The 23,739-nt window shown below is 70.7% G+C and carries 27 protein-coding genes and 1 pseudogene; 20 read left to right on the top strand and 8 right to left on the bottom strand.

Annotated features, from left to right (window positions below; translation table 11 throughout):
• The 4 genes from BWO91_RS18375 (at position 1) to BWO91_RS18360 (ending at position 1,884) form a co-directional block, all read left to right on the top strand.
• The gene (locus BWO91_RS18375; RefSeq protein ID WP_079003605.1) at positions 1-648 is read left to right on the top strand and encodes a protoporphyrinogen/coproporphyrinogen oxidase; all 648 of its coding nucleotides are present in this window, start codon (positions 1-3) and stop codon (positions 646-648) included.
• 132 nt (positions 649-780) lie between these two features.
• Complete coding sequence (locus BWO91_RS18370; protein WP_064294916.1) at positions 781-1,203, top strand: hypothetical protein; 423 nt, start codon at positions 781-783, stop codon at positions 1,201-1,203.
• A gap of 17 nt (positions 1,204-1,220) precedes the next feature.
• Complete coding sequence (locus tag BWO91_RS18365) at positions 1,221-1,643, top strand: phage holin family protein (protein WP_064294953.1); 423 nt, start codon at positions 1,221-1,223, stop codon at positions 1,641-1,643.
• A complete protein-coding gene (locus tag BWO91_RS18360; protein WP_079003603.1) occupies positions 1,633-1,884 on the top strand; it encodes a DUF3618 domain-containing protein in 252 nt (83 codons plus the stop codon). The genes BWO91_RS18365 and BWO91_RS18360 overlap by 11 nt, the downstream gene beginning before the upstream one ends.
• A 16-nt stretch (positions 1,885-1,900) precedes the next feature.
• On the opposite strand, the gene BWO91_RS18355 is transcribed toward BWO91_RS18360, so the two are convergent.
• The gene (locus BWO91_RS18355; protein WP_064294914.1) at positions 1,901-2,362 is read right to left on the bottom strand and encodes a GNAT family N-acetyltransferase; all 462 of its coding nucleotides are present in this window, start codon (positions 2,360-2,362) and stop codon (positions 1,901-1,903) included.
• A gap of 91 nt (positions 2,363-2,453) precedes the next feature.
• Here BWO91_RS18355 and hemQ point away from each other — a divergent pair, with 91 nt between their 5' ends.
• From hemQ to BWO91_RS18310, 9 genes and pseudogenes are all read left to right on the top strand, one after another.
• Entirely contained in the window at positions 2,454-3,176 is a 723-nt protein-coding gene (hemQ, locus tag BWO91_RS18350) for a hydrogen peroxide-dependent heme synthase (RefSeq protein ID WP_064294913.1), read from the top strand.
• A complete protein-coding gene (locus BWO91_RS18345; protein ID WP_064294912.1) occupies positions 3,176-4,426 on the top strand; it encodes a ferrochelatase in 1,251 nt (416 codons plus the stop codon). Before hemQ ends, BWO91_RS18345 begins: the two co-directional genes overlap by 1 nt.
• Entirely contained in the window at positions 4,423-5,370 is a 948-nt protein-coding gene (gene hemC, locus BWO91_RS18340) for a hydroxymethylbilane synthase (protein WP_064294911.1), read from the top strand. The genes BWO91_RS18345 and hemC overlap by 4 nt, the downstream gene beginning before the upstream one ends.
• A complete protein-coding gene (locus BWO91_RS18335) occupies positions 5,367-6,191 on the top strand; it encodes a uroporphyrinogen-III synthase (RefSeq protein WP_079003602.1) in 825 nt (274 codons plus the stop codon). Before hemC ends, BWO91_RS18335 begins: the two co-directional genes overlap by 4 nt.
• Before the next feature lie 61 nt (positions 6,192-6,252).
• Positions 6,253-7,260, top strand: coding sequence for a porphobilinogen synthase (gene hemB / locus BWO91_RS18330; protein ID WP_064294909.1), 1,008 nt, complete (start codon positions 6,253-6,255; stop codon positions 7,258-7,260).
• Positions 7,257-8,671: pseudogene (gene hemL, locus BWO91_RS20325) on the top strand (glutamate-1-semialdehyde 2,1-aminomutase). The gene hemB and the pseudogene hemL overlap by 4 nt, the downstream one beginning before the upstream one ends.
• Positions 8,672-8,779: 108 nt before the next feature.
• Entirely contained in the window at positions 8,780-9,127 is a 348-nt protein-coding gene (locus BWO91_RS18320; RefSeq protein ID WP_064294907.1) for a hypothetical protein, read from the top strand.
• A gap of 192 nt (positions 9,128-9,319) precedes the next feature.
• Entirely contained in the window at positions 9,320-9,730 is a 411-nt protein-coding gene (locus tag BWO91_RS18315; RefSeq protein ID WP_079003601.1) for a DUF4190 domain-containing protein, read from the top strand.
• Between the two features lie 111 nt (positions 9,731-9,841).
• Entirely contained in the window at positions 9,842-10,132 is a 291-nt protein-coding gene (locus tag BWO91_RS18310; RefSeq protein ID WP_064294905.1) for a hypothetical protein, read from the top strand.
• A gap of 269 nt (positions 10,133-10,401) precedes the next feature.
• Here BWO91_RS18310 and BWO91_RS18305 read toward each other — a convergent pair whose 3' ends face one another.
• The 6 genes from BWO91_RS18305 to BWO91_RS18280 form a co-directional block, all read right to left on the bottom strand.
• Complete coding sequence (locus tag BWO91_RS18305; RefSeq protein WP_079003600.1) at positions 10,402-11,418, bottom strand: MDR family oxidoreductase; 1,017 nt, start codon at positions 11,416-11,418, stop codon at positions 10,402-10,404.
• A gap of 100 nt (positions 11,419-11,518) precedes the next feature.
• Complete coding sequence (locus BWO91_RS18300; protein WP_079003599.1) at positions 11,519-12,343, bottom strand: ABC transporter permease subunit; 825 nt, start codon at positions 12,341-12,343, stop codon at positions 11,519-11,521.
• Positions 12,340-13,245: an ATP-binding cassette domain-containing protein gene (locus tag BWO91_RS18295; RefSeq protein WP_079003598.1), complete on the bottom strand. Its 906-nt coding sequence runs from the start codon at positions 13,243-13,245 to the stop codon at positions 12,340-12,342. The genes BWO91_RS18300 and BWO91_RS18295 overlap by 4 nt, the downstream gene beginning before the upstream one ends.
• A 214-nt stretch (positions 13,246-13,459) precedes the next feature.
• Positions 13,460-14,413, bottom strand: coding sequence for an L-lactate dehydrogenase (locus BWO91_RS18290; RefSeq protein ID WP_064294901.1), 954 nt, complete (start codon positions 14,411-14,413; stop codon positions 13,460-13,462).
• Between the two features lie 144 nt (positions 14,414-14,557).
• Complete coding sequence (locus BWO91_RS18285; protein WP_079003597.1) at positions 14,558-15,031, bottom strand: SRPBCC family protein; 474 nt, start codon at positions 15,029-15,031, stop codon at positions 14,558-14,560.
• Between the two features lie 12 nt (positions 15,032-15,043).
• Complete coding sequence (locus tag BWO91_RS18280) at positions 15,044-16,027, bottom strand: rhodanese-related sulfurtransferase (RefSeq protein ID WP_079003596.1); 984 nt, start codon at positions 16,025-16,027, stop codon at positions 15,044-15,046.
• 150 nt (positions 16,028-16,177) lie between these two features.
• Between BWO91_RS18280 and BWO91_RS18275 the strand changes: the two genes are divergently transcribed.
• The 5 genes from BWO91_RS18275 (at position 16,178) to BWO91_RS18255 (ending at position 20,389) form a co-directional block, all read left to right on the top strand.
• Positions 16,178-17,359, top strand: coding sequence for a thiolase family protein (locus BWO91_RS18275; RefSeq protein ID WP_079004057.1), 1,182 nt, complete (start codon positions 16,178-16,180; stop codon positions 17,357-17,359).
• A 33-nt stretch (positions 17,360-17,392) separates the two neighbouring features.
• Complete coding sequence (locus BWO91_RS18270; protein WP_079003595.1) at positions 17,393-18,172, top strand: 3-hydroxyacyl-CoA dehydrogenase; 780 nt, start codon at positions 17,393-17,395, stop codon at positions 18,170-18,172.
• A 49-nt stretch (positions 18,173-18,221) separates the two neighbouring features.
• Positions 18,222-19,055 (top strand): enoyl-CoA hydratase/isomerase family protein, encoded by an 834-nt coding sequence (locus tag BWO91_RS18265; RefSeq protein WP_079003594.1) that lies wholly within the window; start codon positions 18,222-18,224, stop codon positions 19,053-19,055.
• Positions 19,052-19,876 carry an SDR family oxidoreductase gene (locus BWO91_RS18260; protein WP_064294896.1) on the top strand — a complete coding sequence of 275 codons (825 nt, stop codon included), beginning with the start codon at positions 19,052-19,054 and terminating at the stop codon, positions 19,874-19,876. Before BWO91_RS18265 ends, BWO91_RS18260 begins: the two co-directional genes overlap by 4 nt.
• A 180-nt stretch (positions 19,877-20,056) precedes the next feature.
• Complete coding sequence (locus tag BWO91_RS18255; protein ID WP_205847548.1) at positions 20,057-20,389, top strand: helix-turn-helix domain-containing protein; 333 nt, start codon at positions 20,057-20,059, stop codon at positions 20,387-20,389.
• 85 nt (positions 20,390-20,474) lie between these two features.
• Here BWO91_RS18255 and BWO91_RS18250 read toward each other — a convergent pair whose 3' ends face one another.
• On the bottom strand, positions 20,475-20,936 hold the full coding sequence (locus BWO91_RS18250) for a hypothetical protein (RefSeq protein ID WP_153303549.1): 462 nt from the start codon (positions 20,934-20,936) through the stop codon (positions 20,475-20,477).
• 256 nt (positions 20,937-21,192) lie between these two features.
• Between BWO91_RS18250 and BWO91_RS18245 the strand changes: the two genes are divergently transcribed.
• Positions 21,193-22,716: an MmgE/PrpD family protein gene (locus tag BWO91_RS18245; protein WP_240555583.1), complete on the top strand. Its 1,524-nt coding sequence runs from the start codon at positions 21,193-21,195 to the stop codon at positions 22,714-22,716.
• A gap of 31 nt (positions 22,717-22,747) precedes the next feature.
• The gene (gene prpB, locus BWO91_RS18240; RefSeq protein WP_079004056.1) at positions 22,748-23,647 is read left to right on the top strand and encodes a methylisocitrate lyase; all 900 of its coding nucleotides are present in this window, start codon (positions 22,748-22,750) and stop codon (positions 23,645-23,647) included.
• Positions 23,648-23,739 lie beyond the last annotated feature (92 nt).

The raw sequence follows: 23,739 nt of genomic DNA, 5'->3' as shown, positions 1-23,739 counted from the left end.
GTGCTCGAGGCCGATCTCGTCCTCATCGCGACGCCCGAGCAGCCGGCCCGCAACCTGCTGGCCGACGTCGGGCCGGCGCTCCGCGACCTCCCCGCCGCCGGCGACGATGCGGGCGACCCGGTCCTGCCCGCGCCGATCGAACTCGTGACGATCGTGCTCGACGAACCGGCACTCGACGCCGCACCGCGTGGCTCCGGGCTGCTCGTCGCACCCGGCTCCACGCTCCACGCCAAGGCGCTCACCCACGCGACGGCGAAGTGGGCCTGGCTCGCCGACCGCGCGAAGGAGCATGGCGAGCACCGCCACGTCGTCCGCCTGTCCTTCGGCCGTCAGGGCGAGGCCGACGCGACGAGCGCGTCGACCGACGAGGAGCTGCTCTCGACGGCATTGCACGACGCGTCCGCGATGCTCGGCGTCCAGCTCGACCCGGGCAGCGTCCGCGGCTTCCACCGCATCTCCTGGACGGGGACGCAACCGACCGCCGCGCGCGGCCAGCGTGAACGCTCGACGGCCATCCGGGAAGCGGTGGCCGAGGTGCCCGACCTCGCGGTCACGGGTGCCTGGTTGTCGGGGACGGGGCTCGCCTCGGTGGTCCCCGACGCCCACGAGGCGGCGGCACGACTCCGCCATCAGGCGCTGCAGCGGTAGACGCGCCCATATGCCCGACCCGGCATCTTTTCCTGTCAACCCCCGACCGGATGGTGGCGTGGGAGTGACACCCGACTACGCTGGTCCCGTTGGATGCAGCATCACAGCACCACTCGAACAGACGGAGGCGCCATGAAGGGCAAGGTCATGTTCGTCGTCGGTGGGCTCACGGGCTACGTGCTCGGTACCCGCGCCGGACGCGAACGCTACGAGCAGATCAAGACGCAGTGGGTCAAGCTGTGGAACGCGAAGCCGGTGCGCGCGCAGCGCGGCAAGGTCGAGGACTTCGCGAAGGCACGCATCAGCGAGGTCCCCGCGGCTCTGTGGAGCGGCGTCAGCGCCGTCGCGAAGGTCGTCAGCCAGCAGGGTTCGACGCCCGGCCAGAAGCTCGACAAGGCCATCTCGAAGACCGAGGACACCGTCCAGGACGTGTCCGAGACGGTCAAGGACGCCCGCACGGCCTCCGGCACCTCGACGTCGTCGGCCTCGAAGCCCGCAGTGCGGAAGCCTGCCGCGCCCAAGACGACGGCACCCAAGCCCAAGAGCGGCGAGTAGCACCGACGATGCCGTTCATGAGTGACCGCAACCGCTCGGAGCCGCGCTACGACAAGCGCGACGAGTCCCTCCTGACCCTCGTCGGCCAGCTGCCGGGGGTCGTCTCGAACCTGGTCAAGGCCGAGATCGCCAACCTCAAGACGCAGCTCGCCCACAAGGGCAAGTACGCGGGTATCGGCGCGGCCTTCGTCGCCGGTGCCGCGGTGTTCCTCTTCTTCGCGGTCGGCGTGCTCGTCGCTGTACTGATCCTCGCGCTCGCGCTCGTCATGCCCTCGTGGCTGGCGGCGCTCTGCGTCTTCGTGCTCTTCGTCCTCGTCGCTGCGGTCCTCGTACTGATCGCGCTGCGCTACTTCAAGAAGATCAACGAGGACCCGAGCCCGATGGACAACGTGAAGGAAGACATCAAGGCAGTGAAGGGACTCGGCGAGTATGACCGTTGACCAGTTCCCGGGGGCGACGCCCTCGCCCGAGCAGGCTCGTGCCGAGCTCGTCGCCACACTGAACGCGATCGAGGACAAGCTCAACGTCCCGAAGCAGGTGCACCGCGCCAAGCGTCGTGCCATCGTGCAGATCGCGACCGTCAAGGTCGAACGCCCGGCGGTCTTCTACGCCGGTGTCGCGGGCCTCGCCGGTGCGGCGGGGCTGGCCGTATGGGGCATCGTCCGCGCCATCGCGCGCTGACGCGTCCCGCCGCCGGTCAGTCGCTCGGCGTGGCGACGCGCGTCATCGGGACGTGCACGATGTCGTCCTCCACATAATCGGGGCCGCTGATCTCGAACCCGAACCGGCCGTACCAGTCGGCGAGGCGTTTCTGGGCGCCCATGCGGAGTTCCCGATGCCCGTGGTCGGCGACCGCGCGGCGGATCAGTTCCGCGGCGAGACCTCGCCCGCGGGCGGTGAACGCCGTGGCCACCCGTCCGATCTCCGAGTGCTCGGCCTCGGTCAGGATCCGGATCGTCGCGAGCACCTCGTCGCCCTCCTGCGCCCAGGCGATGAGGGTCCCGTCCTCGATGTCGCGTCCGTCGAGATCGGCGAAGAGCGCCGTCTGCTCGACGACGAAGACGTCGACGCGGATCTTCAGCACACGGTAGAGCGTCACCGGATCCATCTCGGCCGCTCTGGCGACGTGGTACTGGACGGGAGGCTGCTCGCTGGTCATCACCCGACTGTATCGCCGGTGAGGCTGGGCTCGGTGTCAATCGTGACCTGTCCCTTTTGCCCAATCGACCGAACTGGGTGAGGATAGGACTATGACTCACCCGGCCTCTGCCGAGGCATCGCACCACCCGACCGACTCAGCCACCCCGACTGGCCCCTCAGGATTCACCCTCTGGGCTGTCCTGCGCCGCGAGCCGGCGAGTGCGCTGCCGCTCGGCGAAGAGCATGTCTCCGAACTCGAAGCATCCATCGCACTCGTCGAAGCCCAGGGCGTGACCCTGCGCGGCATCTACGACGTCTCCGGCCTCCGCGCCGACGCCGACCTCATGCTGTGGCTCCACGGCGACACCGCCGAGGGCCTGCAGGCCGGCCTCCGCGAGCTGCGCCGCACCGCCATCCTCGGTTCGCTGGCACCCACCTGGAACGCCATGGGCGTCCACCGCGACGCCGAGTTCAACCGGCAGCACGTCCCCGGGTTCCTCCGCGGCATCGAGCCGAAGGGCTGGCTCTGCCTGTACCCCTTCGTGCGCAGCTACGAGTGGTACCTCCTGCCGGAGGAGGAGCGTCGCAAGATGCTCGCCGAGCACGGCCGTCAGGGTGCGGCGTTCACGGGTGTGCTCGCCAACACCGTCGCCTCCTTCGCCCTCGGCGACTACGAGTGGCTCCTGCCGCTCGAGGCCGACGACGTCGTCGAACTCGTCGACCTCATGCGCGACCTGCGCAACACCGAAGCGCGCCGCCACGTGCGCGAAGAGGTGCCGTTCTTCACGGGCCGCCGTATCACGCCCGCCGAGGCATTGGAGGTGGTGCGCTGATGGCAGCCATGAACCTGGGGAGCACCGGAGCCGAAGCCCCCGAGCGCATCGTCCGCGGCGCGACCGACGCCGCAGCGGCCGGTCCTGAGCACGTCTCCGAGCCGACGGACTACGACGCCATCCTCCTCGCCGGCTTCGGCGGGCCCGAGGGCCAGGACGACGTCATCCCGTTCCTCCGCAACGTCACGCGCGGGCGCGGGATCCCCGAGGAGCGTCTCGAAGAGGTCGCCCACCACTACCGCCATTTCGGCGGCGTCAGCCCCATCAACGACCAGAACCGTGCGCTCAAGGCGGCCCTGGAGCTCGAACTCGCGTCCCGTGGCATCGACCTCCCGGTCCTCTGGGGCAACCGCAACTGGGATCCGTACCTGCGCGACGCGCTGACCGAGGCGCACGAGCGCGGCTTCACGAAGCTCATCGCGATCGCCACGAGCGCCTACTCCTCGTACTCGAGCTGTCGGCAGTACCGCGAGGACTTCGCGATCGCCGTCGACGAGACGAACCTCCAGGGCGAGATCCAGATCGACAAGGTGCGTCAGTTCTTCGACCACCCCGGCTTCGTGACCCCGTTCATCGACGGCGTCCGCGAGGCGATCGCCGAGTACCTGCGCGAACAGCCCGAGCTCTCCGCCGAGACGGAGATCGAGGTGCTCTTCGCGACGCACTCGATCCCCACCGGCGACGCCGCGCGCTCCGGCCCCGACTTCCGCGGCTTCGGCGACCACGGGGCGTACGAGGCCCAGCACCTCGCGGTCGCCGAGGTCGTCATGGCGAACGCCATCGACCAGCTCCGTGAGGCCGGTGTCCTCGGTGGCGCGGTCGGCAGCGGCGTCTCGGTGCCGTGGCAGCTCGTCTACCAGTCCCGGTCGGGCCCGCCCAGCATGCCGTGGCTCGAGCCCGACATCAACGACGCGATCGCCGAGCTGCCCGCCGCCGGCCGCAAGGCCATCGTCATCGTGCCGCTCGGCTTCGTGAGCGACCACATGGAGGTCATGTGGGACCTCGACAACGAGGCCATCGAGACGGCCGGCGAACACGGCCTGGCCGCCGTCCGCGTCCCGACGCCGGGCACCGCCGCCGCCTACGTCAAGGGACTCGTCGACCTCGTCCTCGAGCGCCGCGACGGCACGCCCGTCGAGGAACGACCGCACATGACCGACCTCGGCCCCTGGTACGACGTCTGCCGCCCCGGGTGCTGCGAGAACGCCCGGCTGGGCTTCAAACCGGCGTTCTCGGGGATCGCCCCATGACCCTTCGTATCGGAACCCGCGGCAGCGCCCTGGCGCTGGCGCAGACCGGTCATGTGGCCGACGCCCTCACGGCGGCCACCGGTGAGGACGTCGAGATCGTCACCGTCACGACGCAGGGCGACACGAGTCGTGAGTCGCTCTCCACCATCGGCGGGACGGGCGTGTTCGTCAACGCGCTCCGCGACGCCCTGCTCGACGGCGCGTGCGATCTCGTCGTGCACTCCTTGAAGGACCTGCCGACGGCTCCGGCCGAGGGCTTCACGATCGCCGCCATGCCGATGCGCGAGGATCCACGCGACGCGCTGTGCGCCTCGGACGACCGCTCGCTCGACGACCTGCCGCAGGGGGCCAGGATCGGCACCGGCTCACCGCGACGGATCGCCCAGCTGAAGCGCATTCGGCCCGACCTCGAGGTCGTCGACATCCGCGGCAACATCGACACCCGCCTGCGCCGCATCGACGACGACCTCGACGCCGTCGTCCTCGCGGCCGCCGGTCTCACCCGCCTCGGACGGCTCGATGCCGTCACCGGGCTCTTCGACCTCGACACCTGGCCGACCGCGCCGGGGCAGGGGGCACTCGCGATCGAGTGCCTCGACGACGACGAGTCGTCCATCGCCGGTTCCATCGCGCTGCTCGACCACGCGCCGAGCCGATGGCAGGCCACGGCGGAACGGGCCGTGCTCCGTCGACTCGAGGCCGGTTGCTCGGCCCCCGTCGGCGCCGCAGCGTGGCTCGACGACGAGGACCTCGTGCTGCAGGCGGCCGTCTACTCGCTCGACGGCACCGAGATGATCCACCGGGAGAGCCGCGCGGAGGGGTTCTCCGGCGACGGACACGGGCGGGAGCTGCTGCAAGCGGCCGACGCGCTGGGTGTCTCGCTCGCGGACGAGCTCATCGAGGCCGGCGCAGCCGACCTTGCCCCGCTGGGAGGCGCTGCGTGAAGGACTGGACGAAGTCGAACACCGTTCCCACCGCCACCAAGCCGCTCGGCGGGTGGCGCGTCCTCGTGCCGCGCGGCGGTCCGTGGGGCGATTCGGTCGCCGGGACGGTCCGTGGCAAGGGCGGGTCGCCCGTCGTCGCCCCGATGATCAACTTCGCCAGCACCGACGACCCGGAGACCCTCGGGACCGCGCTCGCGGCGCTCGAGGCGGGCGAGTTCGACTGGCTCACCGTGACGAGCGCGACCACGGTCGACGTGCTGTCCTCGCAGCGGATCCGGATCCCCGAGACGACGAGGATCGCCGCCGTCGGCGAGACCACCGCTGCCGCACTCACCGCCGTCGGCTACAGCGTCGACCTCGTGCCGGCGAAGGACAACTCCGCCAAGGGCATGGTGCAGGAGCTCACGGCGCTCGAACCGCACCCGAAGCGCATCCTCACGCTCCGCTCGGCCATCGCCAAGCCGCTCCTCACGGAGGGCCTGATCGCCGCCGGGCACGACGTCCAGTCCGTCGTCGCCTACCGCACGGTCGGTGTCCCGGTCGCCGAGAAGATCGTCGCCGACGTCGCCAGCGGCCGGGTGCGTGCCATCCTCGTCACCTCGGGCAGCGTGGCGGAGCAGGTCCGTTCGCAGTTCCCCGAGATCCCCGAGAGCACCGTCATCGCCGCGATCGGACCCCGCACGGCTCGTGACGCCCGAGGCTACGGGCTCCGGGTCGACGTCGTGGCGGAGCAGCAGACGGTCGACTCGCTGATCGAGGCGATCGTGTCCGTGGCGCTCAGCCAGAAGCACGACGAGGACGCCGGCGACGAGAACCGCTGACCGGCTTCTCGCCCTGCGCGAACCGGGAGGGCGCGTCGGTAGCGGCGCGTAGGCTGGACGGGTGAGCATTCCCGAGACCCGTCCCCGTCGTCTCCGGCAGCAGCCGGCCATCCGTCGCCTCGTCAGCGAGACGCGACTCGATCCGGCGGAGCTGGTGCTCCCCATGTTCGTTCGGGAGGGCGTCTCCGAGCCGGTCGAGATCTCCTCGATGCCGGGCGTCCGGCAGCACACCGTCGACAGCGCGAAGCGCGCCGCGGCCGAGGCGGCCGCGGCCGGCATCGGTGGGGTCATGCTCTTCGGTGTCCCGGCCGAGCGCGACGCCGTGGGTTCCGGCGCGACGGACCCCGACGGCATCCTCAACGTGGCCACCCGTGCGCTCGTCGCCGAGGTGGGCGACGCCCTGGTCGTGCAGACCGACCTCTGCCTCGACGAGTTCACCGATCACGGACACTGCGGCGTCCTCGACGACCGCGGGCGCGTCGACAACGACCGCACGCTCGACCGTTACCGCGACATGGCGCTGGCCCAGGCCGAGTCGGGTTCGGCCCTCCTCGGGCTCTCGGGCATGATGGACGGCCAGGTCGCCGCCGTCCGCGAGACGCTCGACGCCGCCGGGTTCGACGACACGATCATCCTCGCCTACTCGGCGAAGTTCGCATCCGCGCTCTACGGGCCGTTCCGCGAGGCCGTCGACTCGCAACTGCAGGGCGACCGCCGCACCTACCAGCTCGACCCCGCCAACCGTCGTGAGGGTCTGCGCGAGGCCCTCATCGACGAGGCCGAGGGCGCCGACATCGTCATGGTGAAGCCCGCGGGGAGCTTCCTCGACGTCCTGGCCGACGTGGCGGACACGGTGTCGATCCCGGTCTGGGCGTACCAGGTGTCCGGTGAGTACGCCATGATCGAGGCCGCCGCCCAGCAGGGCTGGATCGACCGTCGACGCGCGATCGAGGAGTCGGTGCTGTCCATCAAGCGCGCCGGAGCCGAGGTCGTCCTGAGCTACTGGGCCGTCGAACTCGCCGGTTGGTTGGATGAGGCGCGCGGCCTGCGTGCAGGAGGAACCCGATGAACGACGCAGCATTCGTCAGAGCCCAGCGATCGATCCCCGGCGGGGTGAACTCGCCCGTCCGAGCCTTCCGCTCCGTCGGCGGTACGCCGCGGTTCATGGTGTCCGCGACCGGCCCCTACATCACCGACTCCGAGGGCGTGCAGTACGTCGACCTCGTGAGCGCGTGGGGCCCCGCACTCCTGGGACACGCGCACCCGCAGGTCGTCGAGGCCGTGCAGGCCGCTGCGGCCCGCGGTCTCTCCTTCGGCGCGTCCACCCCGGCCGAGACCGAGCTCGCGGAGCTCGTCAAGGAGCGCGTCCAGGCGTCCGGTGTCGCGCCGATCGAGAAGCTGCGCATGGTCTCCACCGGCACCGAGGCGACTATGACGGCCATCCGCCTCGCGCGCGGTGCCACGGGTCGCAGTCTCATCGTGAAGTTCGCCGGCCACTACCACGGCCACTCCGACGGCCTGCTCGCCGAAGCGGGATCGGGCGTCGCGACCCTCGCCCTGCCGGGGTCCGCCGGGGTCACCGCCGAGACTGCCGCCCAGACGATCGTCGTCCCGTACAACGACCGGTCGGCACTCCGCGAGGTCTTCGCCGAGCGGGGCCAGGACATCGCCGCGATCATCATGGAGGCGGCCTCCGCCAACATGGGCGTCGTGCCGCCGGCTCCGGGGTTCAACGCGAGCGTCGTGAAGCTCGCGCACGAGTACGGCGCGCTGGTCATCATCGACGAGGTGCTCACCGGGTTCCGCGTCTCCTCCGCCGGTTGGTGGGGCTCGACAACCGCGGACTCGCCGCCGTCGCACCGGGCACGGAGCCCGTGCCGGGCGCAGAGGCCTGGGAGGCCGGCAACCACGCCGTCGCCAACTCGACCGGTGCCATCAGCATCCCCGTCGGTGTGTACCAGCCCGACCTCTTCACCTTCGGCAAGGTCATCGGCGGCGGCATGCCCCTCGCCGCGCTGGGTGGACGCGCCGAGCTCATGGACCTGCTCGCGCCGACCGGCCCGGTCTACCAGGCCGGGACGCTCTCGGGGAACCCGGTGGCCCTCGCCGCCGGCATCGAGACGTTGCGCCTCGCCGACCAGGACGTCTACCGTCGGGTCGACGCGGCGGCCGCGATCGTGTCCGAGGCGACCTCGAACGCACTCACGGAGGCCGGGGTCGCGCACACCGTGCAACGCGCCGGGAACCTGTTCTCCTTCGCCTTCAGCGAGACGGCACCGACCGATTACGCCGCGGTCCTGCGGCAGGACGCCTTCCGGTACCCGGCCTTCTTCCACCGCATGCTCGACGCCGGGGTGTCGCTCCCGCCGAGCGTGTACGAGGCCTGGTTCGTCTCCGCGGCGCACGACGACGAAGCGATCGGGCGCATCGTCGACGCCCTGCCCGCGGCGGCCCGCGCGGCTGCGGCGGCCATCCGCTGAGTCGGACGGTCGCCCCACCGCCGACGGCGGACGTCGCACAGGGCATGCGTTACCGCTTTGTGAACTTCCGGCAACGCGAACGTCGGTGGGGGTTGGCAGACTAGAGGCATGGCCTCCTTGCGTCTGCACCCCGACCGACTGGAGATCGAGCTGTCCGCGTACGACAAAGCGCTCTCGCTGCGTCGGAGCAACGTCGTCGTGCCACGGTCGAGCATCCGTTCCGCCACCATCACCGACGACCCGTGGATCTGGGTCCGGGGCATCCGAGCGCCCGGCACCGCGATCCCGTTGACGCTCGCCATCGGCCAGTGGAAGTTCCACGGTGGCATGGATTTCCTGGTCATCAAGGGCACCAAACCGTCGGTCGTCATCGATCTCGAAGACGCGGAGTACTCGCGGCTCATCATCACGACCCGTCGCAGCGCCGAGCTCATCGCGGCCCTCGACCTGCACTAGGACGAGCTGCCGGACGCACGGCGGTCTCGGCCGGGCCCGGATCGTGGACCAGGGCGCGGTGCCAGCGCATCCTGGCGCTGATCAGGGCCGTTCGCAACCATTTCCCTCGAACAGGGCACAAAACGACGTCTGACCGGTATTCTGGGCGCGCTCGAACCTCCGCAGATCCGCCTGTTCGAAAGGACCACAGCCATGTCGACTCCTCCTCCCGGTGAGTACCCCGGCCAGCCGCCGCAGGCTCCCCAGGCGCCGCAGCCCCCGAAGGATCAGTACGGCTCCGCTCCCGCGTACTCCGGCGGCGCAGCTCCCGCCGGCGACGCGACCGCCGGCAAGACGCTCGGCATCGTCGGGCTGATCCTCGCGTTCCTCGCTCCGCCGATCGGCCTCATCCTGAGCATCGTCGCACTGGTGCAGTCGAAGAACGCGGGTGTCAAGAACACGCTGGCGAAGGTCGGCCTCATCCTGTCGATCGTCTTCATCGTGCTGGCGATCATCGCGATCATCGCGGGTATCGCGATCGGTGCATCGGCCATCTCCGAGGTCTGCGGCGAGCTCGGCTCAGGGACGCACACGAGCGGCGGCACCACCATCACCTGCCCGTAACCCGGTGACATCCGGTCGATTGGGGAGTTGTCCCCATCGCCTGTCGGGTACCTAACCCACTACTGTTGGCTCGCGCCCGTGGCGCATCTACCATCCTCGAGAGGAACCATCATGACCAACGCACCCCAGTACAACGCCCCGCAGCAGCCGGGCGGCGCCCTGCCCGCCGACTACCCGGGCAAGACGCTCGGCCTCGTCGGCCTCATCCTCGCGATCGTCGTGCCGCTCGTCGGCCTGATCATCAGCCTCGTCGCGCAGAAGCAGTCGAAGGACGCCGGCTACCCGAACCAGCTCGCCAAGATCGGTGTCATCATCGGCATCATCCTCGTCGTGCTCGGCATCATCGGCGGCATCTTCTACGCCGTCGCGCTCGGCTCGGTCATGTCGACCGCCGGCTACTGAGTCTCAGCAGTCCCGTCGGCAGCGGCCGGTCGCCTTCGGGCACCGGCCGCTGTCGCGTTCCTGGAGCGCTGCGCGGTGTCCCTGTCTCAGGAGTCGGCCGGTGTGTCGCCCGGGTGGGCGTGCGCCGCGCCGCAACTCTCCTGAGTTGGGGACGGCGGGTCGGGTGATGTCCCTGTCTCAGGAGTCGGCCGGTGTGTCGCCGGGGTGGGCGTGCGCCGCGCCGCAACTCTCCTGAGTTGGGGACGGCCGGGCCTGTTCCTTGGGCCCGATCAGGCGCGGACGTCGACGACGATCCGGCCGTGGACCGAGCCTGCGAGGACCCGCTCGGCCGCATCCGTCGCGTCGGCGAAGGGGACCGTCTCGGTCAGGGTGTCGAGGACGTCGAGGTCGAGCGCGGTGGTAGCGCGCTCCCAGGCGGCCTGCCGCAGGGGGAGCGGTGCCTCGACGGAGTTCACGCCCGCGAGCGTGACTCCGCGGAGGATGAACGGCATGACCGACGTCGGGAGATCGGACCCGCCGGCGAGACCACAGGCGGCGACCGTCCCGCCGTACTCGACCTGCGACAGGACCGTCGCGAGCGTCTGATCGCCGACGGAGTCGACGGCTCCCGCCCAGCGCTGGCTGCCGAGCGGGCGACCGGCCTCGGCGAACTCGGCGCGGTCGACGATCGACGTCGCACCGAGCCGCCGCAGGGCGTCACCCAGCTCGTCGACCCGCCCCGTCGAGGCGGTGACTTCGAAGCCGGCGGCGGCCAGCAGTGCGATCGCGATGCCTCCGACGCCGCCACCCGCTCCTGTGACGAGCACGGGGAGCCCGCCGACGCGGACGGCGCCGGAGGTCGCGCTGCCGTGCTCGAGCGCGAGCACTGCGAGGGCCGCGGTGTACCCGGCTGTGCCGATCGCGGCGGCCTGTGCGCTCGAGACGTGGTCGGGGACGCGGACGAGCGCGTCGGACCGCACCTTCGCACGCTCGGAGAGCCCGCCGTACCGGGTCTCGCTCAGGCCGTCGCCGAACAGGGCCACGCGGTCGCCGGCCGTCCACGCGGGATCACTCGATGCCGCGACGACGCCGACGAGGTCGATGCCCGCGACCATCGGGAACGACCGCACGACGCCCGGCTTCCCCGTGAGGACGAGGGCGTCCTTGTAGTTGATGCTCGAGTACTCGACGTCGACGGTGACGGCGGCGTCGGGCAGTGAGGCGTCGGGGAGGTCGCGGAGGTCGACCGTCCGGGTGGGTTTGCCACCCTCGTGCTCGACCTGCTCGACGAGGTATGCGCGGCCCATGGTGCTCCTGTCTCTGGTGCGGCGACCGGTCGGTGGCTGTCCGTCGAGCCTACGCCTCCCCGCCGAGGGGCCGCCTGGTGCGAGCCATCGCGCGCCGTGCCTAGGTGACGTCGCGACGCCAGGTCGTGGCGTAGCCGATGAGCGCGACGACGACCCCGATACCGAGGAGGACGAGTCCGCCCTGCCACCAGGTCAGCGCGTCCTGCTGCGCCGACATCATCGTGTAGAAGCTCGGCCCGACGAGGGCGTCCGTCGCAGCACCCGGCAGGAACCGGCCGATGGACGCGGTGACCTCCGAGAACGAGGAGGCGAGGCGCAGCAGCGGCTCGACGAACTGTGTGAAGGCCAGCACGACGATGATCGCGCCCACCTGGCTCGGCAGCACCGCCCCGAGACCGACACCGATCGCACCCCACAGGGCCATCGCGAGCACCGCACGGCCGATGAGCGCCCAGGTGTCGGAGTCGGTCAGCATCGGATCGATGCCGCTGATCGCCAGGGCGCCGCCGCCGAGACCGACGGACGCAACAAGCGCGATCACGCCGTACAGTGCGCCGACCCCGGTCAGCGCCAGGACCTTGCCGACGAGGACGTGACCGCGGTTCGGGTTGGCGAGGAACGTCGGCGTCAGGCTCTGATGCCGGAACTCGCCGGTCGTGGCGAGCGCACCGAGCAGGACGGGGAAGACGTAGCCGATGCTCGTCGCGAAGCCGTAGATGAGACCGGGTTGGGTGAGCATCTCGCTCGTCGCCTGCGCTCCGGCCCCGCTGGACTCGGCCGCGCCCGGGATGTTGGCGAAGAGGAGTGCGGCCCCGGCCGCGGCGAAACCGACGTACACGAACAGGATGAGCGCGAGGCCCCACCACACGCGGGTGGTGAACACCTTGAGGAACTCGGAGCGGATGGCTGCCAGAAGTGAGGTCATGCGTGGTCCTCCCCACCGCTGACGAGCGCGAGGAACGAATCCTCGAGCCCTGATCGATGCCGCGACAACGCACTGAGCGGAATGCCGGCGGCGAGCGCGACCCGGCCGATGTCGATCGCCTCCACGTCGTGCACGACGAGCCCCGAGCGGGCCTGGTCGAAGGTGTACCCCGCGGCGGTCAGCGCCGTGGCGAGCCGCTCGTGCTCCGGGGAGTTCACGACGACGCGGAGGGTGTCGGCGGCGTCGAGGCTCGCGAGCGTGCCCACGTGCGCGAGCCGCCCCTTCGCGATGATCACGACCTCGTCGACGGACTGCTGCACCTCGCTGAGCAGGTGCGAGCTGATGAGGACGGTCCGACCCTCGGCCGCGAGCGCGGTGAGGAAGCCGCGGATCCACTTGATCCCCTCGGGGTCGAGCCCGTTGATCGGCTCGTCGAGGACGAGCACACCGGGGTCGCCGAGGAGCGCGGTCGCGAGGCCGAGCCGTTGTCGCATGCCGAGTGAGTACCCGGCGACGCGTCGGTCCGCGACGTCGAGCAGCCCGACCTGCGCGAGCACGACGTCCACCCGGTTCGCCGGCAGACGCGCTGCAGAGGCGTGCACACGGAGATGGTTGCGGGCGGTGCGGCCCGGGACGAAGCTCGCCGCCTCGAGAGCCGCGCCGACGGTCGCGGCAGGCACCGGCAGCTTGGCGTAGGGGACGCCGCCGAACGTCGCCCTCCCGGACGTCGGTTGCACGAGGCCGAGCAGCATGCGCAGGGTCGTCGTCTTCCCGGCGCCGTTCGGGCCGAGGAAACCGGTGACCTTGCCCGGTTCCACGTGGAACGTCAGGTCGTCGACCGCCTGCACCGCCCCGAAGGATTTCGAGAGTCCATCGAACTCGATCGTCACGCCAGCGGTCATCCGGTGCCTCCCCAGGGGCGCGGCCGGATCCGCGCCTCGTCCCGCAACGCTATCGGGCCCGAGACCGGTTGCGCATCGGCCGCTCGGGGGAGATCCCGGTGCAGGCGCCTGTGGCCCCGTCTCAGGAGATACCCGGCGTGGCGGGCTCGCATCGGGGCACCGCGCCGCACCTTTCCTGAGACAGGGACGGCGGAGCCGAGGACGAGGTCGGCTGCTACAGCCCGAGCGAGTCGAGCGACGCGCGGACGGCGGCGGCCGAGTCGGCGAACTGCTGTTCCTCGCGCGGCGACATCGCGACCTCGACCACCGACCGCACGCCCGAGCGGTCGACGATGCTCGGCACCGACAGGGCGACCCCGCTGACACCGTGGTACCCGTCGAGCACGGTGCTCACCGGCAGGATGGCGTGCTCGTCGCCGAGGATGGCCTCGACGATGCGTGCACCGGAGAGCCCGATCGCGTAGTTCGTCGCGCCCTTGCCCTCGATGACGCGATAGGCGGCCGTCCGGACGTCGACCGCGATCTCGTCGAGCTGCTGCTCCGTGAAGCGCGATCCGTCGGGCAGCTCCCAGTCGAGGATCGGGACGGGGCCGATGGTCGCCTGCGACCACAGCGGCAGTTCGCTGTCGCCGTGCTCGCCGACGATGAGTGCGTGCACCGCCGAGGTCGCGACACCCGCGTGCTCAGCGAGCAACCAGCGCAGCCGGGAGGTGTCGAGGACGGTGCCGGAGGAGAAGACGCGTTCGCGCGGCAGCCCCGTGATCTGCTGGGCGGCGACGGTGAGGACGTCGCACGGGTTCGTGACGAGCATGTAGACGGCGTCCGGAGCCTGCTCGACGAGTTTCGGGAGCAGCTGCTCCAGGATGCGGATGTTCGTGCCCGCGAGGTCGAGTCGGGTCTGGCCTGGCTCCTGCTTCGCGCCGGCCGTGATCACGACGACGTCCGCATCGGCCACGACCGAGATGTCGTCACCGCCCGTGATGCTGCTCGACCCGGTGAACTGCGTCCCGTGGGCGAGGTCGAGGACCTCGGCCGAGGCGCGCTTGCCGTCGATGTCGTAGAGCGCCACCCGCCGGGCGCTGCCGCGGATGAGCGAGGCGTAGGCGAGGGACGAACCGACGCTCCCCGCCCCGATGATGGCCAGTTTCGACTTCGTGCGAGCACCCATGGCTCCATCTTGGCAGGGGTGGATGTGCGCGGTCAGGGCGCGGCACGACGGGTGTCGGGTTGTCTCGATGTCGAGGTATCCGCCCTTCGACAGGCTCAGGGACCGGACCGCCACACCCTCCGGTCACTGAGCCGCACCTTTCGGTCACGGAGCCTGTCGAAGTGCCTCCGCCAACCACCGGTTCCGCGACTCGATGAGCCGTCGCAGGTGCCGGGTGAGCGCGACGTGTTCGGCCACGAGGCCGAGCGGACCGAACGGCGCCGAGAACGTGACGTCGTCGAGCATGATGGTCCGCGCCGTCCCCATCGGTCGCTCGAGTGGTTCGAAGAGGTGGACGTGGCGGAACGTCCGGAAGGGACCGGACACCTGTTCGTCGGTGAACCGGTGGGGTTCCTCGAGCGCGGTGATCCGACTCGTCATCGTCCACGACACACCGAAGTGCCTCGCCCGCCAGGTGACGGTCTCACCGAGGCCGATCAGCCCGGAGGTCACGCCGCCGACCGCCCGTTCACCGGTGTCCGCCATCGAGCCGAGGTGGGCGTCGATCGACCGCGAGAGGTCGAATGCCTGCTGCATCGTCCCGGCGAGCTCGGTGCGGAGGCGGAAGTGGGCGGTCATGACGGTGGCGGCTCAGGCGGGCTGGCCGGTGCGAGCATCGGTGGAGGCGTCGGACCCTGCGTGCACGGCGCATCGCGGGCCGCCGTCAGGCCCGTCCGCGTGCGCCTCGCACACGACCAACTGCGTCTTGCAGGAGGGGTCCGCGCAGTTCTGCAGGTGCTTGGTCGACGTGTCGCAGACGACACAGTGCCCGATGACGGCCGCGTGATCGCTGAACTCGAGCGAGCCACGCTTGTCGAACACGTACAGGGATCCCTCCCACAGGCCGTCGTCGCCGAACTGCTCGCCGTACCGGACGATACCGCCGTCGAGCTGGTACACCTCGCCGAACCCTCGCGATCGCATGAGTCCCGAGAGCACCTCGCAGCGGATGCCGCCCGTGCAGTAGGTGACGACGGGCTTGTCCTTGAGGTGGTCGTACTTCCCGCTGTCGAGTTCGGCGACGAAGTCACGAGTGGTCGCGACGTCGGGGACGACCGCGCCGGCGAACCGACCGATCTCGGCCTCGAACGCGTTCCGGCCGTCGAAGAACACGACGTCGTCGCCGCGCTCCGCGACGAGCTCATGCAGTTCCGTCGGCTGCAGGTGCACCCCGCCGCCGGTGACGCCGTGCTCGTCCACCACGAGCTCACCGGGGGCGCCGAAGGACACGATCTCCTCGCGCACCTTCACGCTGAGCTTCGGGAAGTCGCTACTCCGACGCCAGGGCGCGGGCCGGTGCCTGGCCGTGCGGACGGGGTCGTCCTCGTCGAAGCCGGAGCCGTCGCTCCACTTCACATCGAGGTCGCGGAACGCGGGGTGCTCCTTCGTCTTCCGGACGTAGAGCTTGCAGGCGTCGAGTTCGCCGCCGACGGTGCCGTTGATGCCGTCCTTCGAGATGAGGATGCGACCACGGAGACCGAGCGACTCGCAGAGGTCGCGCTGCCACAGCCGGATCGCCTCCGGGTCCGCCAGGGGAGCGAACGCGTAGTAGAGGAGGATCTTCGGGTCGGCCACCGCTCAATCGTACGTGGCGCCGACCGCGGATCGTCGGGCCGGTCCAGCGGACACGGACGTTCCGGCCCCTCGCTTGTCGAAGGGCCACAACCGCCGCCTTCCGCGCAGGCGCCAGGCCTAGGGTGGACGCAGACCTCGAAGGAGATGGCCATGCGCACTGCAGTGATCGTCGACGCGATCCGGACGCCGTCCGGCCGGGGCAAACCGGGCGGTGCGCTGAACGCCGTGCACCCGACGGACCTCCTCGCCGGCACGATCCGCGCGCTCGTGGAGCGGACCGGCATCGATCCCGCGGTCGTCGAGGACGTCTACGCCGGCTGCGTCACCCAGTCCGGCGAGCAGGGGCAGAACATCGCGCGGAACGCGGCGCTCGCCGCAGGCCTCCCGCAGGAGACGCCCGGCACCACCATCGACCGGCAGTGCGGCTCCAGCCAGCAGGCCACCACCTTCGCCGCACAGAGCGTCATGTCGGCGGGCAACGACGTCGTCATCGCCTGCGGGGTCGAATCGATGAGTCGAGCGCCGATGGGCTCCAACGTGCAGGGTGCAGACCCCTTCGGCTCCGAGCTCCGAGCCCGCTTCCCCGAGGGCCTCGTCGGCCAGGGCGTCTCCGCCGAACTCATCGCCGCCCGCTGGAACCTCAGCCGCGATGAACTCGACGCCTTCGCCGCCCGCTCCCATGAGCGCGCCGCCGCGACCTGGGCGTCCGGCGGGTTCGACGGCGAGGTCGTCGCCGTCACCCTCCCCGACGGTTCCGTCGTCACGACCGACGAGACGGTCCGTGCCGGGACGACCCCCGAGGCGCTCGCCGGACTCCCCGCCGTCTTCCGCGACGAGCGGCTCGCGGCGCGCTTCCCCGAGATCGCCTGGCGGATCACGCCGGGGAACGCCTCACCGCTCACCGACGGCGCCTCCGCCGCGCTCGTCATGAGCGAGGTCCGGGCGCTCGAGCTGGGGCTGACGCCGCGTGCGCGCTTCGTCTCCTTCGCCGCGGTCGGGAGCGACCCGATCGAGATGCTCACCGGCATCCTCCCCGCGACCCGCCGCATCCTGGAGCGCAGCGGGTTGGACATCGACGACATCGACGCGTTCGAGGTCAACGAGGCGTTCGCCTCCGTCCCGCTCGCGTGGCAACGCGAGTTCGGGGTGGACGACGACCGGCTCAACCCGCGTGGCGGGGCGATCGCCCTCGGGCACCCGCTCGGCGCCTCCGGGACGAAGCTCCTCGCCACCCTCCTCGGCCAGCTCGAGGCGACCGGCGGCCGCTACGGTCTGCAGACGATGTGCGAGGGCGGCGGTATGGCCAACGCGACGATCATCGAGCGCCTCTGACGGGCGCGCCCACCACGTGAAGGGAACCACGACATGGATGTGACCGGTAGTTCGGCGATCGTCACCGGCGGCGCCTCGGGACTCGGATTCGCGACCGCGACGCGGCTGGCCGGTGCCGGCGCGCGCGTCGTGCTCGTCGACCTCCCCGGTTCACCAGGGGCAGAGCGGGCCGAGGAGCTCGGTGGGTTCGCGACCTTCGTGCCCGCCGACGTCGCCGACGGTGAGCAGGTGCAGGCGGCGGTCGAAGCGGCGGTGTCGCGTGGACCGCTGCGGGTCGTCGTGAACTGTGCCGGCATCGCGCCACCGGCGAAGGTGCTCGGCCGCGACGGTCCGGCGGACCTCGGCGCCTTCGAACGCGTCCTCCGCGTCAACGTCCTCGGCACCTTCAACGTCATCCGGCTCACCGCCGACGCGATGCAGCACAACGATCCGGACGGCGATCCCGTCGACGGCGCCGGAGACCGCGGCGTCATCATCAACACCGCGTCCGTCGCAGCCTTCGACGGACAGATCGGCCAGCCCGCCTACGCCGCGTCCAAGGGGGCGGTGCACTCGATGACGTTGCCGATCGCCCGCGAGCTGGCGCGCTTCGGGATCCGGGTCGTGACGATCGCACCCGGCATCATGGAGACGCCCATGCTCGCCGGACTGCCCGAGGCGGCGCAGGAGTCGCTGGGGCACCAGGTGCCGTACCCGGCCCGCCTCGGTCGTCCCGACGAGTACGCCGCACTCGCGCTGCACATCGTCGAGAACGGCTACCTCAACGGTGAGACGATCCGCCTCGACGGCGCGATCCGGATGGCGCCGAAATGACCGGCTCTCCGATGCCGACGAACCCATCCACCGACCAGGGAGCCACTCCGTGACCAGCGACGACACCATCCTCTTCGACGTGAGCGACGGCCTCGCGCACCTCACGCTCAACCGGCCCGCGAGCCTCAACGCGATCGACGACCGTGCGGCCAGACGGTGGCGCGACCTCGCCCTCGAGATCGCGGAGCGCGACGACGTCCGGGCGGTCCTGTTCGACGCCAACGGACCCGCGTTCTGCGCGGGCGGCGACGTCCTCGCGATGTCGCGGATGGGTGACGGCAGCGCAGGATCGACGGGCGCCTTCGTCACCGAGCTCGCCGACATCATCCACGAGGGCCATCGGACGCTGCAATCGGTCGCGAAGCCGATCGTCGCCGCCGTCCAGGGCGCCGTCGCCGGCGGCGGACTGGGGTTCATGCTCGTCGCCGACGTGATCATCGCATCCGACCGGGCGAAGTTCGTCAGTAAGTACGCCGACATCGGCCTCACGCCCGACTGCGGCGTGAGCACCCTGTTGCCCGAGGCGGTCGGCATGCGTCGGGCGCTCGAGCTCACCCTCGGGCCGCGGATGCTGAGCGCGGACGAAGCACTCGACTGGGGGCTCGTGACCGAGGTGGTCCCCGCCGAGCATCTCGACGCCCGTGCCCGCGAGGTGGCCGCGTTCTGGTTGGCCGGAGCCACGGCCGCGTTCGGTCAGGCGCGGCGGCTGCTGCGCGAGAGCGTCGGCCGCGGCTATCAGGATGCCCTCGACGACGAAGCCCGCACGATCGGTGCGGCGATCGAGACACCCGAGTCGGTCGCGCGCGTCGCAGCGTTCGCCGCCGCGTCGGCGAAACGCTCGGCTGCGTCGACCACCACCACCCCGAAGGAGCCCACCGCATGACCACCCTCGCCGGCAAGACCATCCTCATGTCGGGCGGCAGCCGCGGCATCGGCCTCGCGATCGCCCTGCGTGCCGCCCGCGACGGCGCGAACGTCGCGATCCTCGCCAAGACCGACACCCCCGATCCCCGCCTCGAGGGAACGATCCACACCGCAGCGGACGCGATCCGCGAGGCCGGTGGGCAGGCACTCCCGATCCTCGGCGACGTCCGGAACGACGACGACATCACACGGGCCGTGTTCGAGACCGCCGGTGAGTTCGGCGGCATCGACATCGTCGTCAACAACGCGAGCGTCATCAGCCTCGCTCGGACCCTCGATCTCGACGCGAAGCGGTACGACCTCATGCAGGACGTGAACGTGCGGGGCACCTTCATGCTGTCGCGGGCGGCCATCCCCATGCTGAAGGACGCGGAGAACCCGCACATCCTGTCGCTGTCACCGCCGCTCAACCTCGATCCGAAGTGGCTCGGCGCGCACACCGGCTACACACTCGCGAAGTACGGCATGTCGATGGTGACGCTCGGTCTCGCGGCCGAGTTCGGACGCGACGGCATCGCCGCGAACACGCTCTGGCCGAAGACGACGATCAAGACGGCGGCGGTCGGCAACATCCTCGGCGGCGAGGCCCTCCTGGCGAAGAGTCGCACCCCGGAGATCTACGCCGACGCGGCCTACGAGGTCCTGACGGCGTCGGCGCGTGAGCTCACGGGTCGGTCGCTCATCGTGGAGGACGTCCTCGCGGAGGCCGGGGTCACCGACCTCGCGAAGTACTCACCGGGCGTCGACGAGTCGGAGCTCTACCCCGACATCTTCCTGTAGCGGTGCCCTCGGCATCGGTCCCTGAGCTCGTCGAAGGGCGGGCGTGTAGGTCCCCGAGCTTGTCGAAGGGCAATGCTGTCCGCTGACGGCAGAACGCGTGCTCCCCGAGCCTGGCCGGCCCGCGCCTACAGTGAGAACACGCGGTCACGGAGCCCGCGCCCGCAGCCGGAAGGAGTCGCCATGTTGTACCGCGAAGCCCTCGGCGCGGCCCTGCGCACGCGTCGACTCGAACAGGGGCGCACCCTGCAGGACGTCGCGACCGCCGCAGCCGTCTCGACGCCCTACCTGTCGGAGATCGAACGCGGCCGGAAGGACGCCTCCTCCGAGGTGGTGGTGACCATCGCCGACGCGCTCCGCACCCGCCTCGACGCGCTCATGTTCGACATCGCGGACCGCTTCGAGACCGCGGCGGCTCCGATCGTCGTCGACCTGCCGCTGGCCGAGGATGCGCTCGCCGATGCGACGATCACTCCGCTGCGCCCGGCGGCCGACCCGCAGCTGCTCGCCGCCTGACCCCGACCGTCGGCGGTCGTCCGGACACGGTGCTTCGTCCCGTCCGGTGACGGCCTGCCGCTCGCTCGGCCCATCACTCCCTCCGTCAGCCGCGGGCGAGTGCCTCGAAGGTCTCGCGGAGGAGCGGCTCGGCCGTCTCCCACGTCGTGTCCGCATCCCAGCCACCGAGGTCGGTGACCGCGGTGTGGCGGCCGGCCTGGTGCTTCGGCTCGGGATCGCCCGGGAGTCGCAGCCGCTGGGTGAACCCTCCGGTCGTCCGGTCGAAGTCGAGCACGTGGAAGGCGACGTTCCGGTTCCAGTCCTCGGACGGCCACGAGATGAAGTTCACGCGCACCCGCTCAGCGGACAGCGGCCCCTCGGCGACGTAACTGCCGGGGTGGTCCTCGCCCGGCGACAGGATGCGGTACGCGCCGTTCGAGCAGTACAGCAGCAGGGCCGGCACGAACGGCTTCTCCGCGAACAGTTCGGTGTAGTGGAGCGCCTCGGCTCGAACCACGTCGCCGAACAGGTGCGGGGTCTGCGGTACCCCAGGGGTGTGCATCGGCACGGTCGTCTCCTTCGGTTCGTCAGGGGTCGGTATGTGTGTCACTCTGGCCGCGGCCGCCGTATGCGCGGTGTACGCGGGCTGGGTGAATGCGGAGAACGAGATGCCAGGAGATCGGCGCGACAGCAGGACCGTTCCACGCGAAATGTCCTGTTCCCAGGCGGTTCTCCTGCTGCGGCGCGACGGACCCGCGGGCGTAGGCTGGAGGATGCGACGCCCCGCAGCACACTCGGACGGGCCGCACCCGAAAGGAACACCCGTGATCCAGCACCACCTGCGCGTCCATCGCAGCGACGAGAACCTCGCCCGCGAAGGACAGCTCGCCTGGCAGCTCGCCCGAGTCGCGACCGATCCGGTGGAGGTGACGCCCGAGGTCGTCGACATGATCATCAACCGGGTGATCGACAACGCCGCCGTCGCAGCCGCCTCGCTCACGCGCCGGCCCGTCTCCTCGGCTCGCGCCCAGGCGCTCAGCCACCCCGTCAGCACCGGCGGCGACGGTGCCACGGTGTTCGGGCCCGACCTCGCCCGCCGCGTCTCCCCGGAATGGGCCGCCTGGGCCAACGGCGTCGCCGTGCGCGAGCTCGACTTCCACGACACCTTCCTCGCCGCCGAGTACTCGCACCCGGGCGACAACATCCCGCCCATCGTCGCGGTGGCCCAGCACGTCGGCTGCACGGGCGCCGACCTCGTTCGAGGGATCGCGACCGGCTACGAGATCCAGATCGACCTCGCGAAGGCGATCAGCCTGCACCGACACAAGATCGACCACGTCGCACACCTCGGCCCGAGCGCCGCGGCCGGCATCGGCACGATGCTCGGCCTCGACCAGGCCACCATCCACCAGGCGATCGGCCAGGCACTCCACACCACGACGGCCACTCGCCAGTCGCGCAAGGGCGAGATCTCCACCTGGAAGGCGCACGCTCCCGCATTCGCCGGCAAGATGGCGGTCGAGGCCGTCGACCGGGCGATGCGCGGCGAGACCAGCCCGTCACCGATCTACGAGGGCGAGGACGGCGTGGTCGCCTGGCTGCTCGACGGCCCCGACGCCTCCTACGACGTCCCGTTGCCCGGCGCCGGTGAGCCGAAGCTCGCGATCCTCGACTCCTTCACGAAGGAGCACTCGGCGGAGTACCAGGCGCAGGCGTGGATCGACCTCGCCCGCAAGCTGCACCACGAGCACCCTGAAGTCCTCGTGCCCGGAGCCGTAGACCGCATCGTCCTCCACACCTCGCACCACACGCACTACGTCATCGGCTCCGGCGCGAACGACCCGCAGAAGTACGACCCGACGGCGTCGCGCGAGACGCTCGACCACTCCATCCCCTACATCGTCGCGGTGGCGCTGCAGGACGGCGCGTGGCACCACGTCGACTCCTACCGTCCCGAACGTGCCACCCGCGCCGACACCGTCGAGCTGTGGCACCGGATCTCGACGGCGGAGGACGCTGAGTGGACGCGCCGCTACCACTCGCTCGACCCGGCCGAACAGGCGTTCGGCGGGCGCATCGAGATCACGCTCACGGACGGGTCGACCATCGTCGACGAGATCGCCGTCGCCGACGCCCACCCGCTCGGAGCCCGGCCGTTCGCACGCGCCGACTACATCCACAAGTTCCGCACGCTCGCCGCCGACGTCCTCGATGCGGAGGAGATCGAGCGTTTCCTCGCGCTCGCCGAACGCCTCCCGGAGCTCGACGCCGACGAGGTCAAGCAGCTGAGCATCCAGGCCGCCTCCGGGGTCCTCGCCTCGGCACCCCACCCGGCCGGCCTGTTCTGATGCCGGCCGACCTCCAGAAGGGACCGTGCTGATGCTGTACAGCGAGACCACGCCGGCAGAGAAGCGCCGGCTGTTCCGGGAGCGACTCGCCACCGGTGAGCTGCTGCGCTTCCCGGGCGCGTTCAACCCGCTCTCGGCGAGGCTCATCGAGCAGAAGGGCTTCGACGGCGTCTACATCTCCGGCGCGGTGCTCTCCGCCGACCTCGGGCTGCCCGACATCGGACTGACGACCCTCACCGAGGTCGCCGCTCGCGCCAAGCAGATCGCCCGGATGACCGAGCTGCCCGCGATCGTCGACGCCGACACCGGCTTCGGGGAGCCGATGAACGTCGCGCGCACCGTCCAGGAGATCGAGGACGCCGGGCTCGCCGGGCTCCACATCGAAGACCAGGTCAACCCGAAGCGCTGCGGCCACCTCGACGGCAAGCAGGTCGTCGACACCTCCACCGCACTCGGCCGGATCCGTGCCGCTGTCGACGCTCGGCGCGATGCGAACCTGCTCATCATGGCGCGCACCGACATCGCCGCCGTCGACGGGCTCGACGCCGCGATCGACCGGGCCAAGCAGCTCGTCGACGCCGGAGCCGACGCGATCTTCCCCGAGGCGATGCGGTCGCTCGAGGAGTTCGCCGCCGTCCGCGACGCGGTCGACGTGCCGATCCTCGCCAACATGACGGAGTTCGGCAAGAGCGAGCTGTTCACGAGTCAGCAGCTCGCCGATGTGGGCGTGAACCTCGTCATCTGGCCGGTGTCGCTCCTCCGCATCGCGATGGGCGCCGCGGGTCGCGCGCTCGACACGCTGAACGACGAGGGCTCGCTCACGAGCAAGCTCGGTGAGATGCAGCACCGTGCCGACCTCTACGAACTGATCGACTACGAGGGCTACAACCGCTTCGACACCTCGGTCTTCAACTTCACCATCGACCGGTAGGCGTCCCCTCACCGGTGAACACCACCTGGGTCTCCGCTCCCCGAGCTTGTCGAGGGGCGAGCCGGGTGCCAAGCTCGACCGACGCGCGCAGG

It is taken from the genome of Plantibacter flavus (assembly GCF_002024505.1).
GTDB lineage: Bacteria > Actinomycetota > Actinomycetes > Actinomycetales > Microbacteriaceae > Plantibacter > Plantibacter flavus_A.
The sequence above is the reverse complement of the archived record's forward strand: the minus strand, read 5'-3'. Positions and strand labels throughout refer to the sequence as shown.

Bases quoted from the DNA above. Each gene is read 5' to 3' on its own strand.
- BWO91_RS18370 (WP_064294916.1), top strand. From the start codon at position 781: ATGAAGGGCAAGGTCATGTTCGTCGTCGGTGGGCTCACGGGCTACGTG.
- BWO91_RS18365 (WP_064294953.1), top strand. From the start codon at position 1,221: ATGAGTGACCGCAACCGCTCGGAGCCGCGCTACGACAAGCGCGACGAG.
- BWO91_RS18360 (WP_079003603.1), top strand. From the start codon at position 1,633: ATGACCGTTGACCAGTTCCCGGGGGCGACGCCCTCGCCCGAGCAGGCT.
- BWO91_RS18355 (WP_064294914.1), bottom strand. From the start codon at position 2,362: ATGACCAGCGAGCAGCCTCCCGTCCAGTACCACGTCGCCAGAGCGGCC.
- hemQ (WP_064294913.1), top strand. From the start codon at position 2,454: ATGACTCACCCGGCCTCTGCCGAGGCATCGCACCACCCGACCGACTCA.
- BWO91_RS18345 (WP_064294912.1), top strand. From the start codon at position 3,176: ATGGCAGCCATGAACCTGGGGAGCACCGGAGCCGAAGCCCCCGAGCGC.
- hemC (WP_064294911.1), top strand. From the start codon at position 4,423: ATGACCCTTCGTATCGGAACCCGCGGCAGCGCCCTGGCGCTGGCGCAG.
- BWO91_RS18320 (WP_064294907.1), top strand. From the start codon at position 8,780: ATGGCCTCCTTGCGTCTGCACCCCGACCGACTGGAGATCGAGCTGTCC.
- BWO91_RS18315 (WP_079003601.1), top strand. From the start codon at position 9,320: ATGTCGACTCCTCCTCCCGGTGAGTACCCCGGCCAGCCGCCGCAGGCT.
- BWO91_RS18310 (WP_064294905.1), top strand. From the start codon at position 9,842: ATGACCAACGCACCCCAGTACAACGCCCCGCAGCAGCCGGGCGGCGCC.
- BWO91_RS18305 (WP_079003600.1), bottom strand. From the start codon at position 11,418: ATGGGCCGCGCATACCTCGTCGAGCAGGTCGAGCACGAGGGTGGCAAA.
- BWO91_RS18300 (WP_079003599.1), bottom strand. From the start codon at position 12,343: ATGACCTCACTTCTGGCAGCCATCCGCTCCGAGTTCCTCAAGGTGTTC.
- BWO91_RS18295 (WP_079003598.1), bottom strand. From the start codon at position 13,245: ATGACCGCTGGCGTGACGATCGAGTTCGATGGACTCTCGAAATCCTTC.
- BWO91_RS18290 (WP_064294901.1), bottom strand. From the start codon at position 14,413: ATGGGTGCTCGCACGAAGTCGAAACTGGCCATCATCGGGGCGGGGAGC.
- BWO91_RS18285 (WP_079003597.1), bottom strand. From the start codon at position 15,031: ATGACCGCCCACTTCCGCCTCCGCACCGAGCTCGCCGGGACGATGCAG.
- BWO91_RS18275 (WP_079004057.1), top strand. From the start codon at position 16,178: ATGCGCACTGCAGTGATCGTCGACGCGATCCGGACGCCGTCCGGCCGG.
- BWO91_RS18270 (WP_079003595.1), top strand. From the start codon at position 17,393: ATGGATGTGACCGGTAGTTCGGCGATCGTCACCGGCGGCGCCTCGGGA.
- BWO91_RS18260 (WP_064294896.1), top strand. From the start codon at position 19,052: ATGACCACCCTCGCCGGCAAGACCATCCTCATGTCGGGCGGCAGCCGC.
- BWO91_RS18255 (WP_205847548.1), top strand. From the start codon at position 20,057: ATGTTGTACCGCGAAGCCCTCGGCGCGGCCCTGCGCACGCGTCGACTC.
- prpB (WP_079004056.1), top strand. From the start codon at position 22,748: ATGCTGTACAGCGAGACCACGCCGGCAGAGAAGCGCCGGCTGTTCCGG.